At 59.2% G+C, this 17,344-nt stretch carries 14 protein-coding genes; 2 read left to right on the top strand and 12 right to left on the bottom strand.

Annotation, left to right across the window (positions count from 1 at the left end; genetic code table 11):
- Window positions 1-114 precede the first annotated feature (114 nt).
- Entirely contained in the window at window positions 115-2,298 is a 2,184-nt protein-coding gene (locus O2N63_RS17260; RefSeq protein WP_271055552.1) for a dehydrogenase E1 component subunit alpha/beta, read from the top strand.
- The gene (locus O2N63_RS17255) at window positions 2,295-3,353 is read left to right on the top strand and encodes an ACP S-malonyltransferase (RefSeq protein ID WP_271055551.1); all 1,059 of its coding nucleotides are present in this window, start codon (window positions 2,295-2,297) and stop codon (window positions 3,351-3,353) included. The genes O2N63_RS17260 and O2N63_RS17255 overlap by 4 nt, the downstream gene beginning before the upstream one ends.
- A gap of 242 nt (window positions 3,354-3,595) precedes the next feature.
- Here the strand turns inward: O2N63_RS17255 and O2N63_RS17250 are convergent, their stop codons facing one another.
- From O2N63_RS17250 to dctP, 12 genes are all read right to left on the bottom strand, one after another.
- Window positions 3,596-5,389, bottom strand: a complete 1,794-nt coding sequence (locus O2N63_RS17250) for a thiamine pyrophosphate-binding protein (protein ID WP_271055550.1) — start codon at window positions 5,387-5,389, stop codon at window positions 3,596-3,598.
- Window positions 5,389-6,798 carry an aldehyde dehydrogenase family protein gene (locus O2N63_RS17245; RefSeq protein WP_271055549.1) on the bottom strand — a complete coding sequence of 470 codons (1,410 nt, stop codon included), beginning with the start codon at window positions 6,796-6,798 and terminating at the stop codon, window positions 5,389-5,391. Before O2N63_RS17245 ends, O2N63_RS17250 begins: the two co-directional genes overlap by 1 nt.
- Window positions 6,779-7,693 (bottom strand): sugar phosphate isomerase/epimerase family protein, encoded by a 915-nt coding sequence (locus tag O2N63_RS17240; RefSeq protein WP_271055548.1) that lies wholly within the window; start codon window positions 7,691-7,693, stop codon window positions 6,779-6,781. Before O2N63_RS17240 ends, O2N63_RS17245 begins: the two co-directional genes overlap by 20 nt.
- Window positions 7,694-7,802: 109 nt before the next feature.
- Window positions 7,803-8,993 carry a Gfo/Idh/MocA family protein gene (locus tag O2N63_RS17235; protein WP_271055547.1) on the bottom strand — a complete coding sequence of 397 codons (1,191 nt, stop codon included), beginning with the start codon at window positions 8,991-8,993 and terminating at the stop codon, window positions 7,803-7,805.
- Entirely contained in the window at window positions 8,986-9,657 is a 672-nt protein-coding gene (locus O2N63_RS17230; protein ID WP_271055546.1) for a hypothetical protein, read from the bottom strand. Before O2N63_RS17230 ends, O2N63_RS17235 begins: the two co-directional genes overlap by 8 nt.
- A complete protein-coding gene (locus tag O2N63_RS17225) occupies window positions 9,647-10,843 on the bottom strand; it encodes a Gfo/Idh/MocA family protein (protein WP_271055545.1) in 1,197 nt (398 codons plus the stop codon). Before O2N63_RS17225 ends, O2N63_RS17230 begins: the two co-directional genes overlap by 11 nt.
- The gene (locus tag O2N63_RS17220; RefSeq protein ID WP_271055544.1) at window positions 10,833-11,657 is read right to left on the bottom strand and encodes a citryl-CoA lyase; all 825 of its coding nucleotides are present in this window, start codon (window positions 11,655-11,657) and stop codon (window positions 10,833-10,835) included. Before O2N63_RS17220 ends, O2N63_RS17225 begins: the two co-directional genes overlap by 11 nt.
- On the bottom strand, window positions 11,654-12,514 hold the full coding sequence (locus O2N63_RS17215; protein WP_271055543.1) for a shikimate dehydrogenase: 861 nt from the start codon (window positions 12,512-12,514) through the stop codon (window positions 11,654-11,656). The genes O2N63_RS17220 and O2N63_RS17215 overlap by 4 nt, the downstream gene beginning before the upstream one ends.
- Complete coding sequence (locus O2N63_RS17210) at window positions 12,511-14,397, bottom strand: bifunctional sugar phosphate isomerase/epimerase/4-hydroxyphenylpyruvate dioxygenase family protein (protein ID WP_271055542.1); 1,887 nt, start codon at window positions 14,395-14,397, stop codon at window positions 12,511-12,513. The genes O2N63_RS17215 and O2N63_RS17210 overlap by 4 nt, the downstream gene beginning before the upstream one ends.
- Complete coding sequence (locus O2N63_RS17205; protein ID WP_271055541.1) at window positions 14,397-15,692, bottom strand: TRAP transporter large permease; 1,296 nt, start codon at window positions 15,690-15,692, stop codon at window positions 14,397-14,399. Before O2N63_RS17205 ends, O2N63_RS17210 begins: the two co-directional genes overlap by 1 nt.
- On the bottom strand, window positions 15,689-16,267 hold the full coding sequence (locus O2N63_RS17200) for a TRAP transporter small permease (RefSeq protein WP_271055540.1): 579 nt from the start codon (window positions 16,265-16,267) through the stop codon (window positions 15,689-15,691). Before O2N63_RS17200 ends, O2N63_RS17205 begins: the two co-directional genes overlap by 4 nt.
- 27 nt (window positions 16,268-16,294) lie before the next feature.
- Window positions 16,295-17,305 (bottom strand): TRAP transporter substrate-binding protein DctP, encoded by a 1,011-nt coding sequence (gene dctP, locus O2N63_RS17195; protein ID WP_271055539.1) that lies wholly within the window; start codon window positions 17,303-17,305, stop codon window positions 16,295-16,297.
- Window positions 17,306-17,344 lie beyond the last annotated feature (39 nt).

The raw sequence follows: 17,344 nt of genomic DNA, 5'->3' as shown, positions 1-17,344 counted from the left end.
ACACGCCCTGATCCTCGGCCGCGCACAGACAGGCCTGCAGGCGTTTTATTGAGATCACGGGGGGGGCTGTCTGCCCCCCGCACCCCCCGAGGATATTTATGGCAAGAGGAAGAGATGGACCGCGCAGATATTGTGGATCAGGCGTTTCGGAACGCATTGGCAAGCGGAGATTTCCCGTCCGGAAAATCCGCGGCAGGACCGCTTTCGGACACGCAGGCGGTTGAGATCTTCCGCGCACAGGTGCTGTCACGCAACCTCGACCGGCGCTCGCGCAAGATGCAGGCGGCGGGTGAGGGGTATTACACCATCGGGTCCTCCGGACATGAGGGCATGGCGGCAGTTGCTGCGGCTCTGCGCCCTGATGACATGGCCTTCCTGCATTACCGGGACGGGGCGTTTCAAACCATGCGTTCGGCGCAGGTGCCGGGCACGACACCTGCCTGGGATATGCTTTTGAGTTTTGCCACCTCAACCGAAGACCCCTGTTCGGGTGGGCGGCACAAGGTGCTGGGATCAAAAGCGTTGAACATTCCGCCGCAGACCTCAACCATTGCCAGCCACCTGCCCAAGGCGGTGGGGACTGCCTATTCGATCGGGCTTGGGAAACGGCATGAGTGTGAGCATAAGGTGTTGGCCGATGATGCCATTGTCATGTGTTCGTTTGGCGATGCGTCCTCAAACCATTCCACCGCGCAGGGAGCGATCAACACGGCCTGCTGGACCTCATATCAGTCGGTTCCCCTGCCGCTTTTGTTTGTCTGTGAAGACAATGGGATCGGCATTTCGACGCGTACACCGCGAGGATGGGTAGGCGCGAATTATTCGGGTAAGCCGGGGCTGAAGTATTTTAATGCGGATGGGTTGGACATCTTTGACACCTACCGCGTGGCGCAAGAGGCGGCGGACTATGTGCGGACACGCAAAAAGCCCGCATTCCTGCATCTGTCGCTGGTGCGGCTTTATGGCCACGCGGGGTCGGATTTGCAGCAAGCCTACCTGAAGAAAGAGATTTTTGAGGGGTGGGAAGCGAATGATCCGCTTTTGCACTCGGCGCGGCTTTTGACCCAAAAAGGGGTGCTGACGGCCGATGAGGTTCTTGCGATCTATCAGGAGAGCGAGGATCAATGCGCCCGTGTGGCGGAAGAGGTGATCACCCGGCCCCGGCTAAAGACGGTAGACGAGGTGATGGCTTCGCTGATCCCGCCAGCACGGGTTTGCGCGCCCTCAAATGGGCCGAGCGAAGAAGATCGGGCGGGTGCTTTTGGGGGCGACTTCAAGGCATTAAACACGCCGCAGCCGATGAACAAACTGCTCAACTGGGCGCTGACCGACCTGATGCTGGAACATGGCGAGATTGTCATGATGGGCGAGGATGTGGGGCGCAAAGGCGGCGTTTATGGCGTCACGCAGAAGCTCATGGATCGCTTTGGCCCGGATCGGATGATCGACACGCTCTTGGATGAACAATCGATCCTCGGGCTGGCGATTGGCATGGGGCATAACGGGTTCATCCCGATGCCGGAAATCCAGTTCCTCGCCTACCTGCACAATGCCGAAGACCAGTTGCGTGGTGAGGCGGCCACCCTGCCCTTCTTCTCGAACGGGCAGTTCACCAACCCGATGGTGATGCGGATTGCTGGACTGGGCTATCAGAAGGGCTTTGGTGGGCATTTCCACAATGACAACTCGCTGGCGGTCCTGCGTGACATTCCGGGGGTTGTGATTGCCTGCCCGTCGCGTGGCGATGAGGCGGCGATGATGATGCGGGAATGTGTGCGCCTCGCGCGTGAGGAAAACCGTGTGGTGGTGATGGTCGAGCCGATCGCCCTTTACCCGATGCGTGATTTGATGGAGGCAAAGGATGGCGGCTGGATGGCGACTTACCCGGCGCCCGACCGACGGATCGGGCTGGGAGAGGTTGGCGTGCATGGGGACGGGCCGCTGGCGATCCTGACCTATGGCAATGGGCGATACCTCTCAACGCAAGCGGCGGCCGATCTGGCAGCGGAGGGAATCGAAACGCGGATCATCGATATCCGCTGGCTGGCCCCTCTGCCCGCAGAGGGCATCATTGAAGCCCTTGGAGGGGCAACGAAATGCCTGATCGTCGATGAATGTCGCACCACAGGCAGCCAGTCCGAAGCGCTGATGGCGCTTTTGCATGAACAAACCGATCTGCCCCATGCCCGCATCGCGGCTGAGGACAGTTTCATTGCCACCGGCCCGGCCTATGCGGCCACCATGCCCTCACGCGAGAGCATCGCGGAGGCGGCTCGCAAATTGTGGAACGCCAAATGACGCAGCAAAAGACAGCAGGCAAACAAACCGCCATTGTCGTGGCCCCCGGTCGCGGCACCTATAACCGGGACGAGCTGGGCTATTTCGCGCACCACCACGAGGACAAATCCGATCTGATGGCGGGTTTTGACGCCTATCGCGTCAGCCAGGGGCAGGAACCTTTGTCGGCTCTGGACGGGGCCGAGCGGTTTTCCGGGCCGCGCCACACGAGAGGTGACAATGCCAGTGGCTTGATCCATGCTTGCGCGCTGGCGGATTTCATGTCCATTGACCGGGAGCGGTTCGATATTCTGGGTGTGACCGGCAATTCGATGGGCTGGTATATTGCGCTGGCCTGCGCGGGGGTGCTCGACACGATCGGCGGGCTTGAGGTGGTCAATACGATGGGCACTCTCATGCACGAACATATGATCGGCGGGCAGCTGATCTACCCGTTCATGGATGAGAACTGGGTTGAAATGCCTGGTGAACGCGCGCGGATCGAGGCCAAACTGGCTGAGATCAACGCACGGGCAGACCATGTGCTGACCCTGTCGATTGATCTGGGAGGGATGCTGGTTCTGGCGGGCAATGAAGCCGGTCTTTCGGCGTTTGAGCGGGAGATGCCGGTGGTGCAATCGCGCTTTCCGCTGCGCTTGCCCGGACATGCCGGGTTTCACACCGCATTGCAGGCCCCGGTAGCGGCGGAGGGCCGTGCGCGGCTGGGGGCCGAGCTGTTTTCCAACCCTGACTTGCCGCTGATCGACGGGCGCGGTGCGATCTGGCATCCGAAAGCCTCAGACCTGACAGAGCTCCGGTCCTACACGTTGGGTCATCAGGTGGTGGAACCATATGATTTCACGGGGGCAATTGGCGTGGCGGCACGGGAATTCATGCCGGATGTCTTTATCGTCCTTGGTCCCGGCACAACCCTTGGCGGTGGGGTGGTTCAAAGCCTGATCCGAGCAAACTGGCGCGCGATGGACAACAAAGAGACATTCAAAACCCGCCAGCGGTCAAAGCCGGTCATTTTGTCGATGGGACAGGCGGACCAGCGAGCGATGGTCACGGGATAGCGGCAGGTACGAACTGGAGATAAAAACCCGCGTGGCCGAACATGGCGTGGAACATGTGCTGCTGTGCACGGGAACGCTCTATGGTCCCCCCACCAGTTTTGGTTCCCAGCTTGCTCGAGGAGAGTTTCCCGCGTGGCTTACGCCGGTTGAACTTGAGACGGGTCCCTTGACGGTCCTTCGCGTCACCACACCCCTGGGCGGCTGAGCATACCGCCGGGACCGCGAGGCCCCGGCGGAGTTGATCAGGTTGCCACGTGAGACACATCTTTGTCGGGTGAATAGATATCGAGGATGTTCCAATGCCCCGTCGTGGGCGTCGGGTTGTTGATCATCGGCACATCCAGAACCGTAGGCTTACCGCTGGCAATCGCCGCCTCAAGGGCAGGCAGCAGCTCATCTGCTGACGAGATGTGAACGCCCTCAGCCCCATAGGCCCGTGCGATCTCAGCATAGCCCGGCCCGTTGGTGGGTGCCGCCGCCGTGCCCGGGAAGGTCGTGCCATAGGTCAGCCCGTAGTGCGCTTTTTGCAGGCCCGCAATGGTGCCAAACGCGTTGTTGTTCATCACCAGCCAGATGATGCCCAAATCGAGTTCAACCGCTGTGGCCAGCATCGCGGGGTTCTGACCAAAGCCGCCATCCCCTACAAGCGACAAAACCACGCGATCCGGGGCAGCCAGTTTGGCGCCCAGCGCACCGGGAGGGCCAAAGCCCATGGTCGCAAAACCACCCGGTGTCAGGATCGAACCCGGTGTAAGGATGTCAAACTGCTGTCCGACCCCGTTTTTGTTCCAACCCACATCCGTAGTGATGATCGCATCTTCCGGCAGCGCCTTGCGGGTATCCGCCAGAATGCGTTCAGGCATCATCGGGAAGGCAGGAGACGTTTGCATCTCGACATTGGACGCTTTGAATTTGGTGCGGAAATCGGCGATCTCGGCCTTCTTCTCGGCACGAGAGAAGCCATCAGGATACATCTCTTTCGCAACGCGGGTCAGCACACGCAGGGCGGCTTTGGCATCTGCCACCACACCAATTTCGGTGGGATAGTTGCGGCCAATTTCCTGTGGTTCGATGTCAATATGGATGACTTTGGTCTTATCCTCTTTGCCACCGATGTTGAACGTGTAACCCGGATACCAGCTGGAGCAATCGGCCTCTTTAAAGCGCGTGCCGACAGCAAAGACATAGTCTGCGTTCAGGCAGGACTGGTTCACCAGCTCGGTGCCCCAGAACCCGGTCATCCCCATCACCAACGGATGATCATCGCGCAGCGCACCTTTGCCCATCAGGGAATGTGCAACGGGCAGACCCATATGCTCGACAAACTCACGCAGTTCTTCGCTGGCCTGTGCCAGAAGGATGCCCCCGCCCACATAGGCAACAGGGTTTTCGGCTTTGGCCAGTTTCTCGACAATCTCACGTGCGGTTTCGTCATCGATCGATGGCTTTTTCAGCGCACGGGTGTTGTCGAGGATCCGGTCAAACGTATCCGACGGGATCACCTCGGAGAAGATATCCATCGGCACGTTAACCAGAACCGGACCGGGCTGACCGCTTTCGGCCAAGTGGAATGCCTTTTCCAGGATCTCGGCCATCAGGTCGGCGCGATCCACACGCCATGCGCGTTTCACGAAGGGGCGATAGATTTCCCACTGGGCGGCATCCGCGTGCAGGTTCACCTCTTGGTGCGGGTGCTTGCCGTAGTAATGCGTCGGGATATCCCCGGCGATCACCACCATCGGAATACAATCCAACGCCGCATTTGCGACCCCGGTGGCACAGTTTGTCAAACCGGGAGACAGGTGTGACAACACCACCGAGGCCTTGCCAGTCACCCGCGCATATGCGTCCGCTGCGTGGCTGGCGATTTGTTCGTGGCGTACCGTAATAAAATCGATTGGGCTTTCAGCCAGCGCCGCGAGCACCGCGATGTTGGTATGGCCGCAAAGGCCAAAGACATGCTCGACCTCGCGCCGTTCAAGAAAGTCGACGATATGTTCGGCAACCGTTTTGCCATTTACTTTCGATCCGTCCATCACGCGACCTCCTGCCCGTAGAACTCACCGAACAGCTCTTCCTCAGAAGGACGATCTTCGGCGATGGGCCTGCTGACCCATGTGTAGTTCATCATGTGTTTCATGGTGACGTTTTCATTGGTGATATTACCGCCCCAAATGCCGCAGCCGAGCGAGCTGGTCATCGGCATGCCGTTGGTCCAGGCACCGGCATTGGCCTTGGATTGCGGCTGGCGTACCATCATGCGACTGACCGGCGCGAGGCGAGCCAGACGGTCAATGTTTTCGTCATTATGGCTGTAGATACCGCAGGAATGGCCCTTGCCACCGACTGCATAGATCTGGCTAACGGTGTCCAGCGCATCGTCAAATGTTTCGAAGTGGTAAAGCGCCATCAGCGTGGTCAGCTTTTCTTTCGAGAACTTGTGCTCTGGCCCGATCTGGCCTTGGTTTTCAACCATCAGGAACTTGCGATCCTCAGGGATCGAGAACCCGGCCACGTCCGCAATTTGCTGCGGTCGGCACGCGATGGTCGGGAATGTGCGGTTGCCCTTCTCATCCCACATGGCCGCCTCAAGCATCGCCTTTTCTTCGGATGAGCACAGATAGCCGCCTTCGGCCTCCAGCGCCTTGAACATATCGTCATAGATCGACTTCTGGATGATGATGTTCCCATCCGCCGAACAGCCCGAGCCGAAGTCCGACGTTTTCGAGATGCGGGTGTTTTGCGCGGCGATTGCGATGTCGGCGGTTTCATCCACCACAATCGAGGAGTTGCCAGCACCCACCCCATAAGCCGGACGGCCCGAGCTGTAGGCGGCCTGAACCATCGGTTTACCACCGGTGGCCAGGGTCAGGTCGCATTCTGTCATCAGATGCTGCGTGAGTGGTATCGACGGTTTGCGAATGGCTTGGAACAGATCTTCCGGTGCGCCAACTGCTCGACAGGCGGCCCGCATGACTTCTGTCATTTCATAGGTGGTCCCCGCCGTGCGCGGATGCGGCGAGAAGATTACGGCGTTGCGTGCATTGGCTGCCGAGACACCCGTGACCGGTGGGGTCATCGCCGGGTTCGTCATCGGGATCAGCGAGGCAATCACGCCCGCAGGTTTTGCGTATTTCACCAGCCCTTTCGCCTCGTCGACCTCGACAATGCCGGTCGACGGCGTGCGCAGCACATCGCGCAGGACCATCTGGATCTTGAACCGCTTGGCGGGGCGACCCGCACGATCCCCGATCCCGCTTTCATCGACGCCCTGCTCGGCCAGACGGGTAAAGGTCTTTTCGTTGCCTGCATACCAAGCAATGGCCTGACTCAGACGGTCCAGATCTTTCTGGCTCCAATCCTCAATTTCTGCCATGGCGGCGCGTGCGCGCGCAATCATGTCGGCCACCAGCTGGCGGTCCTCGTCAGTGAGCTCTTTGCCCATGATGATCCTCATTATGTTGGAGAGTAGATGTGTCCGGCATCCGGCGCTGCGATCGCGCCTCACCGAAAGTTCGTTTCGCGTGCGTAAGGCAGCGACGCGCATGTTCTTCGTATCCCAGTTCCGCCACGCGGCTCTGGTTTGGTAATTCGATTGAATAGTCCACGGGCGGCATCCGTTCGATGATCCCGGCAAAGTCGATCCACCCTTCACCTGGGTAAAGCCGCGCGTCGCGGGCCAGCTGGATCATCCCTTCGCGCGTATCCGCGATACCGGGCAGGCAATCCGAGATGTGGAGAAAGTGGAAAAGCTCGGACGGGACATGTAAAAGCTCGCCCAGATCTACGCGGCTCAGATGCAGGTAAAGCGTATCAACCAGAATGCCGCCATTGGGCCGGTCAGCCGCGCGCACAATATCCAAAGTTTCGTCCAAAGTGCGCAGGCGCGAGAAAGACGGAAACTCAAGATCCACGGTGATCCCGTATGGCGCGGCCAGATCGCAGGTTTCACCATAGATATCCACCAGGAAATTGCGGTCATCGCGGGTCTGGGTCCAGGCCGACATGATCATTCTCTTGGCGCCCAACTCGCCACCCAGTTCAAGCGAGCGCTCGAAACTGCGCGGGTCCACGTCTTCGGTGATCCGCGCCAGTTCCACATCCAGCACCTTAAGCCCCGTGGTGGCCAGTGCGGTTTTGGTTGCCTGTACTTGTCCCTTGTCGACAGGAGACTGCGAAAACTCGCCGGGCACCTTCATCGGAATGAACCTAGGGCTGACCGCGTCATAACCCGCTCGGGCGGCGATATAGACCAATTCAGGTGGCGTGGCTCCGATCAACGTGAGATGGGCCAGAGAATACAGAGGTTCTGTTGGCGTCTGTAAAGAACTCTTTGGCATTGGATCGGCTCCGGATTGCATCAGCGAGTCGCAGGATTATCCTACGCAATCCAAAATATCTGATATTATTTAAAATATCAATTACTGATTTTCTGACGCCGTCCCGGCATTAGATCTCTACCCAATCCCCACCGTTTTCATTCGATCGCACAGACGCTGAGATGAATTGCACCCCGGCCGCGCCTTCGGACACTTTTGGGAAGCTCAACCAATTATCAGGGATTGCAATCCCATCGCGCCGCGCCGCCACAGCAAGGGCAAATTCGGTGTAAAGATTGGCCCAAGCTTCGATCACACCTTCCGGGAAACCCCGTGCAGTGCGCACCAGCCGCTCGGTGGCAGCGCTGACCCCATGACCATGGCCGCGACTGATCACCCGATCTGCTTCCCCAAAGCGGTAGAACTTCAACTGTTCTGAGTTTTCCAGATCCCATTCCAGCCCGCCCTCTGAGCCATAGACCCGAAGCCGCAGCCCGCCGCGATTGCCCGGCGCAAGACGGGTCGCCATCAGCGTGCCCGGCACCTCCCCCTCAAAGCGGGTGAACATAAACGCCGTGTCCTCGAGCGGTTTGGGGGCCCCACACACATGGAATTCAGCACGTAGGGCGGTCATCTCAAGGCCCGACACAAAACTCGCCAGATGCGCGGCATGGGTACCAATGTCACCCACACAGCTTGTTGGACCAGAGATTTTGGGATCCAACCGCCATTTCACATGGGGCGCGTCGGCCACATCATCCGGGGTCATCCAGTCTTGCAGGAACTCCACATGGATCTGGTTGATTTTGCCAATCCCGCCCTCGGCCACAATTTCACGCGCCTGACGGATCATTGGAAAACAGGACATCGCATAGCCGACACCAAGGATCTGACCGGTCTTCATCGTCAGATCCACCAGCGCCTCTGCCTCTGCCACCTCATTGGTCAGCGGCTTGTCGCAGAGCACATCAATACCTGCCTCGAGAAAGACCTTGGCGGCGGGAAAATGCAGGTGATTGGGGGTGGTGATCATCACCGCGTCCACCCCATCAGGATGCGCCGCTTCTGTCTTGGCCATCTCTTCAAACGAGGCATAGCAGCGATCCGGGTCCATGAACCACTCGGCACCACGGGCCTTGGCACGTTCGGGGTCCGAGGAAAGCGCGCCCGCGATCACGTCCCACCGATCAGTCATGCGCGCGGCGGTGGCTTGCGTGGCAGAGATGCGCCCGCCGCCGACCACCCCCAAGCGCAACCTGCGAGACAGGGTCGGAAACGGGCCGTTAAAATCAATCGTTTCGGGGAGCAGTCGTTCAGTCATCATTCCCTCCCAAATTCGGGATCTCCGCCCCTTCTGGCAGGATTTCCAAAGCCATGAAGATACTGGGCGTGGTGGTTTCATATTGGTGCCAGGGGTAGTTCCCCTGACCATCATACATCGGGCGATGGGTCATGCCCGGCGCCATCGGTTCTTCGAGGTAAAGCGTCGCCGGGTCGCGTTCTCGGCATTGCTGCATTTTGCCAAACCCAACGATCTGGGTGTGCACCTCGCGAAAGCCCGGCACCGGGCAGAACGGGTGGTCCTTATGCAGGCCCACATTCAGGGGCACCGAGGCTGAGTGATAGAAGGTCAGGCCGATATTGCCGACAAAGACCTTGGGAGACATGTAGTGTTCCACCCCGCGCAGCCGCTCTTCGCCGCGGACTTCGAAGGCCGACGGCCAGCTCTTGCGTACCTCGGCACATAGGGCGGCATCATCATGGGTGTCAAACCGGTCGATGATCAGCGCGCGATCCACGTCATGCAGGGCGGTGTTGGCAAAGATCGCCGATTGCAGCGGGGCAAGTGTCTGCGCCTCGATGCGGATCGGACGGTCTGCCACGTTCACCACAATCGCGCGCCCGGTCAAATGAAGTGCTGCTTGATCCGTCACGTGACGCAGCCCGAAAAACGGCTCCCCAATGGTCAGGGTTTCAATTGGCATGGTCAGCCTCCTGTGGGTTTGCATCCTCACTTTTCGGGAAATCTGCGGGCAAAGGTGCGGGCACCGGGCATGAGCTGTTGATCATCTGATAGGTTCCCGCCGTGGGCGCGCGCGCAATGGCATCCATCACCTCGAACACGTGGAACGCCATCTCTCCACTGGCCCGTTCCGGGCGATCATCCCGCACGGCATAAGCCAGATCCAACAGCCCCAATCCACGGCTGTTTTCATTGAACCCATGATGGTTTTCGACCACCTGCCAATTGTCCCGCCCGGTTGGTCGCGGTTGATGAGACCAGCGAGAGGTTTCTCGGGTACGCAACCAGACGGGCCCGTGGAAATCATTGGCCCCATGCACCGGATCGGGATCGGGGACAGAGATCACCCCGTCTTCGCCATAGATCTCAAACCGAGGGGTTTCGCTGTCCCAGATGTCAAAGCTCATGGTCATAGAGCCAATCGCCCCGTTTTCAAACTCGATCAGGCTAAGGGAATGCGTGTCGACCTGAACCTCCATCCATTCACCATCGCGCGGGCCGTTTTCGATCTGGCGGCGGTCAAAAGCGCGGTTGGCCATGCCGGCCACGCGGGCAATCGGCCCAAGGCAAAACACCATGGCGGTCAGGTAGTAAGGGCCAAGATCCAGAAGTGGCCCACCGCCGGTCTGATAATAGAAGTCCGGGTTTGGATGATGACGTTCGGTGCCATGGGTGCCGACATGGGCAAAAACACCCGTTGGACGGCCAATGGCCCCTTCGTCGATCAGGCGGCGCACGGTTTGCCAGCGCCCGCCGAGAAAGGTGTCTGGCGCATTTCCCAGCTTCAGCCCGCGCGCCTCGGCCAAGTCCAACAGCTCGCGCCCGTCCGCCAGATCAGTGACAAAAGGCTTTTCCGAATAGACATGTTTATTGGCCATCAATGCGCGGCGCGTAATTTCCGCATGGGCTGCCGGGATGGTCAGGTTGAGGATGCAGTCGATCTCGGGATCGGCAATCACCTCTTCCACCGTCAGTGCGCGAGAAATACCATGTTGTGCGGCCTTGACCCGGCTTTCCTCAAGATCAAGGCTGGCACAGGCCACCACCTCAACTTGTGGGAATTTAGCAAGTGTAGTCAGATAGATGTCACTTATACGGCCACATCCAACAAGGCCGACCCGGAAGGTTTTCGGTGTCTCACCGGTCATCTTCTTTCGCTTCATAAAGTGGAAGGTATTCAGGGGGCATTGGCCCCTTGTTGCGCCCGCCCTGCCCCATCTGCTCCCAGCCATGGGCAAGCACGCCAACTGAGCGTGACAGGCAGAAAAGCCCGCGTGACAGCGGCGCAGGAAAGCCCAGTTCGCAGAAAATCACGGCGGTGGCGCCATCGATATTCATCGCAATCGGACGTCCACCGCGTTGGCGACCAAGCTCGGCCTGTACGGCCTCTCCGATCTCGGCAAAGCGACCAGACACGGTGCCCTTGTCCGCAGCACCTCGCACCAGTTCCATCAGGCGCGGGGCGCGCGGATCGACCGGTTTGTGGAACCGATGGCCAAAGCCGGAAACGATCTTGCCATGTTCGGCACGCCAGGCATCTAGTCCATCACGCACCGCCTGATCCAGATCGGTGCCTTCATCCATCAGCGTGGCAATTCCATAGTAAAGCTCGGCGCATTGCTCGCCTGCGCCGCCATGGACATCCCCCAACATGTTCACCGCTGTGGCCATTACGTTGTTCAGCCCGACCCCACAGGTCGCCGCCATGCGCGCGGCGGCAATGGATGGGGCCTGTGGTCCGTGATCCACCCCTGCCACCAAAGCAGCCTCAAAGAGTGCCGCCTGATCAGCGGTGGGCATCTCACCTGCCACCATCAGCCAGATCATCTGCGGGAAGGACACATTGCCGATCAGATCCTGAATCGGGTGGCCGCGAAAGGCGATCTTGCCGGGTTCCATATCGATGATCGACGTGCGCCACCAGTGGCGGACCTTGTCTGCGTCTGTGTGGGACTGGGTCATGCGGATACCTCTTCGGTCTTCGGCGCAAACTGCTCGAAGCTTTCATACATCCGGTCGGGGGATGCGGTTCTTCCGGTTAACAGATGGAAGGCGGATGCGGCCTGAAAGATCGCCATGCCAGACCCATCCATTGTTCTGAGCCGCAGGTTTTCGGCGCGTTCAAGCAGCGCTGTTTGCCGGGGGAAATACACAATATCCGCCACCCAACCGCCGGATGGCAGGCCGCTGGGGTCCAGTGCCATTCCGGGATAGGCGGCCATGCCCATTGGCGTTGCATTCGCGATCCCGTTCAGCTGTTCGGGCTGTGCCTCGGCAAATGTGTCCACCACACTCACCGCAACACGCGGGCGCGCCGCGGTCAGGCGGGTTTTCAGTTCCTCTGCCTTTTTGCGGTCCTGATCGAGAAGAAACAGCACATCGGTTCCCTGATCAATCAGGGCCAAGGCTACTGCGCCGCCTGCACCGCCAGCGCCCACCAACAGCGCACGAGTGATCGGCGCATGGGGCAGCCCTCGGCGCAAGGCGGAGCGGAAGCCTACATAGTCGGTGTTATGACCCACCCGGCGCCCCTGATCGAACAGGACGGTGTTCACCGCGCCCAGAAGCCGCGCGGTGTCAGACAGGTCATCCATCATATCAGCCGCGTCGACCTTGAACGGGTAGGTGATGTTCACGCCAGTCATGCCTTGTTCCCGCGCAAGATCCAAAAGTGCCGTCAGGCTCTGCCCCGCATAGGGTGCGGTGGCCGTATCAAAGCGCTGATATTCATAGTCAAATCCCTGCGCACGCGCTTCTGCCATATGCATATCGGGGGTCAGGGACCCCGCGATGCCGTGTCCGATCAATGCGGCTTTCATGTTCTTGGTATCCCTGCTGGACGTTGGTGCTTCATCTGCGCAGCCAGTCGCGCCGAGGCATTACGGGCGCCATAACCGGCATAGCCACGGCGACGTTCGACGATTTCAAAAAAGAACCCGCTGAAGATCGGTTGGCTGTAGATCTGGAAATATTCGGTCCCATCCGCGCGGTCATAGAGCATGTTGGCCTCGCGCAGCTGCGCAACCAATTCATCCTCCAGCCTGAAGTGGGCTTGAAGATCGTCGTAGTAGTTGGGCGAGATATCGAGGCGTGGAAAGCCGCTGTCGTGCAGGCGTTCCGAGGTCTCGAATATATCGTCGGTCAGGAAAGCGATATGCTGCACGCCGGCGCCAAAGCGATCCGCCAGGAAAGAGGCCGCAAAGGTGCGTCGCCCCTCTGCCCCGTTCAGGTTCAGGCGCACTTCCCCTTCCGGGCTTTCAATCGCCTGACTGTGCACGACGCCAGATGGGTCGGCCACATCAACTATCGGGGATTTCGCCATTTCAAAGGTTGAGATGTAATAGAGCAGCCAGCTCTGCATCTCTTCATAGCGCATGGTTTGAGCCAGATGGTCGATCCGACGCAGGCCAGCCGGTGGCGTGGCCTTGGTCTTGGCCACCGGTTCAAATTCGATGTCCCACACCCGATGCAGATCGGATTTTTCATCAATGAAGTGAACCACATTGCCGCCCACACCGCGCACGGCGGGAATGTCGAGTTCCCCGGTGCCAACCGGCTGCGAAAACTGCGGCGTGCCAAGGGCCATGGCCCGTTCCACGGTTTGATCGGCGTCTTTCACCCGCAACCCCATGTCACAGACCGATGGCCCGTGTCCAAGGAAGGCGGAATGGGCGAACCCCTCTTTTTCCGTATTCACGACGATATTGATGCCACCTTGCCGCCACAGCTCGACCGACTTCGACACATGCCGCCGTTCCATGCGGAAACACAGCGTGGTGAGCAGATCGGTCAGCTCTTTGCCGCTTTTGTCATCCGCCGCGAACTCGATAAACTCAAACCCCGAACTGTAAACGCGCGGCGGAAGATCGGGGATGTCGAAGGACAGATCCGGGTCGTTGCGGGTTACCTCGTCCAGCAGATTGACCAGCGCGCGATAGCCATCCTGTGCAAGGGTACGCCCGCCCGGACGGGGGCTGTGTTCGTTTACACGAGCGATGGACCAAGGGCCTCGATACCCGGCGCGCGCCAACACTTTGACAAAGCCAGCGAGGTTCAGCGCCCCCTGCCCCGGCAACAGGCCGAAATGGCGTTTCAGGCCCCGAATATCCCCCAGCGCGCGCGGTGCATCGGAAAGCTGCACATGGAACAGCCGATCACCCGGAATGTGGCGCAGCTGCGCCGGTTTGGTGCCATCCGCCAGCGAAAAATAGCTATTCAGCGCCAGCCCGAATTGGGGATTGTTGACCTGATCAACCAGCGACATCGCCTGTTCGTCTGTTTGCACATGCCCCGCCCAGGGCAGCGCGACATAGGCCAGCCGAACCCCCTGTTTGGCCGCCATGTCAGCGGCTTCGGACAGGTCCCCAGCAATCTGCCCAATGTCAGAGCACTCAGCCCCGGAGGCCCCCAGCAAAAGCATATCGGAGCCCAGCTCGCGCACCAGATCAAGCTTGCGGGCCAGCCGGTCAAAGGCGTGACTGCGCTCTGATCCCTGCCAGCCTTCCAGGTCATGAAAGGGTTTCAGAAGGTTCAATGTCAGACCTAAATCCCCAATCAGCTTTCTCAGGTCTTTGGCCGTGCCGTGAAACCCGGTAAAATCAGGTTCATGCAGTTCGACAGAGGTAAATCCTGCCCCGGCGATGGCCTCGAGCTTGGCCTCGAGATCACCGGGAATGGATGTTGTAGAAATGGAAAGTGTCATTAGCCTTGGTATCCAAAGAGCCTCGGCAGCCAGAGGACAAGATTAGGCGACAGGATCATCAAGACCAGCGCGGCGACCAGAACAGCCAGGAAGGCCCAGACCTCGGCAATGATCTCGCGCAGCGGAATGCCTGTCACCGCATTGATGACAAAGAGCAGGATGCCATAGGGCGGCGTGATCAAGCCAATCATCGAGTTCACCACCACCAGCACGCCGAAGTGTACCAGATCGATACCAAGCGCTTCGCAGGTCGGGATAAAGAGCGGCACAATCACAAGAATGATGGTCGTCGCATCCAGCACACAGCCTAGGAGCAGGATCAGCACATTCACTGCGACGAGGAACAAGAGCGGATGCACGTCAGCCCCTGCCAGCATCGAAGAAATCGCTTGTGGGATCTGTTCCTGGATGACGATGAAGTTCAGAATGAACGCGCCGCCAATCACCACCCCAACCGAGGCAGACGAACGCGCGCTGTCGACGAAGACCTGAAAAAGGCCACGCAGCGACAAGGCGCGATAGAAGAGCGCAGCCAGCAGCAGCGCGTAAAAGGCGGCCACGGCGGCGGCTTCTGTGGGCGTGGTTACGCCACCATAGATGCCATAGAGCAGGATCGCGGGCATCAAGAGCGCCGGGAAGGCATTTGCAGTCTTACGTGGCAGCTCTTTCAGCGGAATTGGATCCTCAAGCGCAAATCCGCGCTTGCCCGCAAGGTAATAGTTCATCGCCATCAGCACCACGCCCATGATCAGACCAGGCAGGATACCGGCCAGAAACAGCGAGCCGATCGAGGCCTTGGAGACCAGCGCATAAAGCACCATGGGGATGGAGGGAGGAATGATTGGGCCAATCGTGGCGGAGGCTGCGGTGATTGCGGCGGCATAGCCACGCCCATAGCGCCCATCCTTGGTCATCATCTCGATGATGATCTTGCCGATCCCGGCCGCATCGGCCACGGCAGACCCGGACATGCCGGAAAAGATCAGCGAAGCCACCACGTTCACATGGCCAAGCCCACCTTTGAACCGCCCCACGGCGGCGACACAGAAATTCAAAAGCCGATCAGTGATCGAGCCCGCATTCATGATATTTGCGGCCACGATGAAAAGCGGCACCGCCAGAAGGATCGTACTGCGGTAAAAGCCCTGCAGGATTTTTTCGCCAGCCAGCGCCACATCCAGCCCCGCGACGCCCAGATAGGCTATCGAGGCCAGCAGGATGGAATAGCCGATGGGGGTGCCGATCCCGGCCAAAACAAACAGGGTCAGCAGACAGGACAGAAGTTCGATGCTCATTTCTCGTCCCCGTTCTTCGGTTCGCTTTCTGGCGCGTTCTTCTGATCGTCTTCCGTGGACTCTTCGACCACGATTTCAAGTTCGGTTTTCGGCGGACCTACTTTCAGGACACGCACAAACTGCCACGCATATCGTCCCGCCACGGCCAGCATAAAGACCGCATAGACCGAGAACACATCTCGCAGCGGGATCTTGTTGCCTGTGAAGGGGTTACGCACAGTCGAGGTTTTGCGGATCTTCATCCACTCGATGTAATCCCAGGTGGGCATGAAGGTATAAAGCATCGCGATTACGATGGCCGCAGCCGAGATCAGCGACATGATCTTCCGGACTTTGCGCGGAACCGCGAGATAGATGATGTCAAATTTTACGTGATCATGTTCGCGCACCACAAAGGCGCAGCTGAAAAAGATCACCCAGACCCAGAGAATGCCGATCAGCTCCAGCGTCCAGCCTGCGGGCGTGAACATGTAGCGAAGGGCAATTTGTAGTAGGAAGGTCAGGAAGATTGCCGCCAGCAAGCCGCCGGCAATCGCTTCTGCAAGCCGGGAGAACCACTTGAGTATCCTCTCCATAGTCGTTCTCCCCTTGGTTACATCAGGTTATTTGCCAAGCGCGTTGATTTTTTCCAACACACCTTCAGGCCAGCTGGCAGCAAATTCCGAACCAACATATTGCGCCTGAACGTGGTTGCGGAAGGCGCCCAGATCAGGTTCGTAAACCGACATGCCCTGCTCTTCCAAGAATGAAACCAGGCTGCCCTCAAGCTCAAGCTGCTTTTGACGACCGCTTTCAGCTGCGGCGTCAGCGGCTTTTTGCACGGTGGCCTGCTGGTCAGCAGACATTCCGTCCCAAACGGCCTTCGACATGGCGATGTAGTTCAGGTCAACCAGGTGCGAGGTCAGAACGATCTGCTTGGTGACTTCATAGAACTTCTTGTCCACCACGGTCGGCAGCGGGTTGTCCTGGCCGTCCACGGCACCTGTCGACAGGCCGGTGTAAACTTCCGAGAACGCCATCGGGGTCGGTGCGGCACCCAGGGCAGCGCCCAGGAATTGCCATGCGTCCGTGCCCGGCATCCGCAGGTTCACACCAGCGAGATCTTCGGGTTTCATCACGGTCAGCTCGTCTTTGGACTGGCGCAGGTTTACCTGACGACGGCCCAGATACATGACGGACAAGAGCTTGATGCCCAGTTCATCTTCGACCTTGGCTTTGAACGGGTCCATCAGCGGGTCATTAAAGACCGCAACCTGGTGGGCAGCGTTCTGGTGCACGTAACCTGTGGCGAAGATCGAGAACTCGGGGAAGAACTGAGCCAGCTCCTGAGCCGAGGCAATCGACATTTCCAAGTTGCCGCGCGAAATGGCGTCAAGCTCGGTGCCTTGCGCGAAGATGGTGCCGTTATAGCTCGGCTGGTAGTCGGCAAAATCGGCGACCATAGGCCCGAAGACTTCTGCCATCGCAACCGAACGCTGGTCGGTCTCCGACCCGGACGTGGCCAGGCGCAGTTGGATTTTGTCAGCGGCAAGGCTGGCGCCAGTGGCTCCAGCCAGAACGCCAGCGGCGACGAGTGCGGACAGTGCTGCCCGGCGGGTGAAATTAGTGATCATGGTTCTCCTCCCTGAGATCAATGTTTGATCAGCTCGATG

It is taken from the genome of Aliiroseovarius salicola (genome assembly GCF_027891095.1).
Lineage (GTDB): Bacteria > Pseudomonadota > Alphaproteobacteria > Rhodobacterales > Rhodobacteraceae > Aliiroseovarius > Aliiroseovarius salicola.
This window is presented reverse-complemented; position numbering and strand designations above follow the sequence as displayed.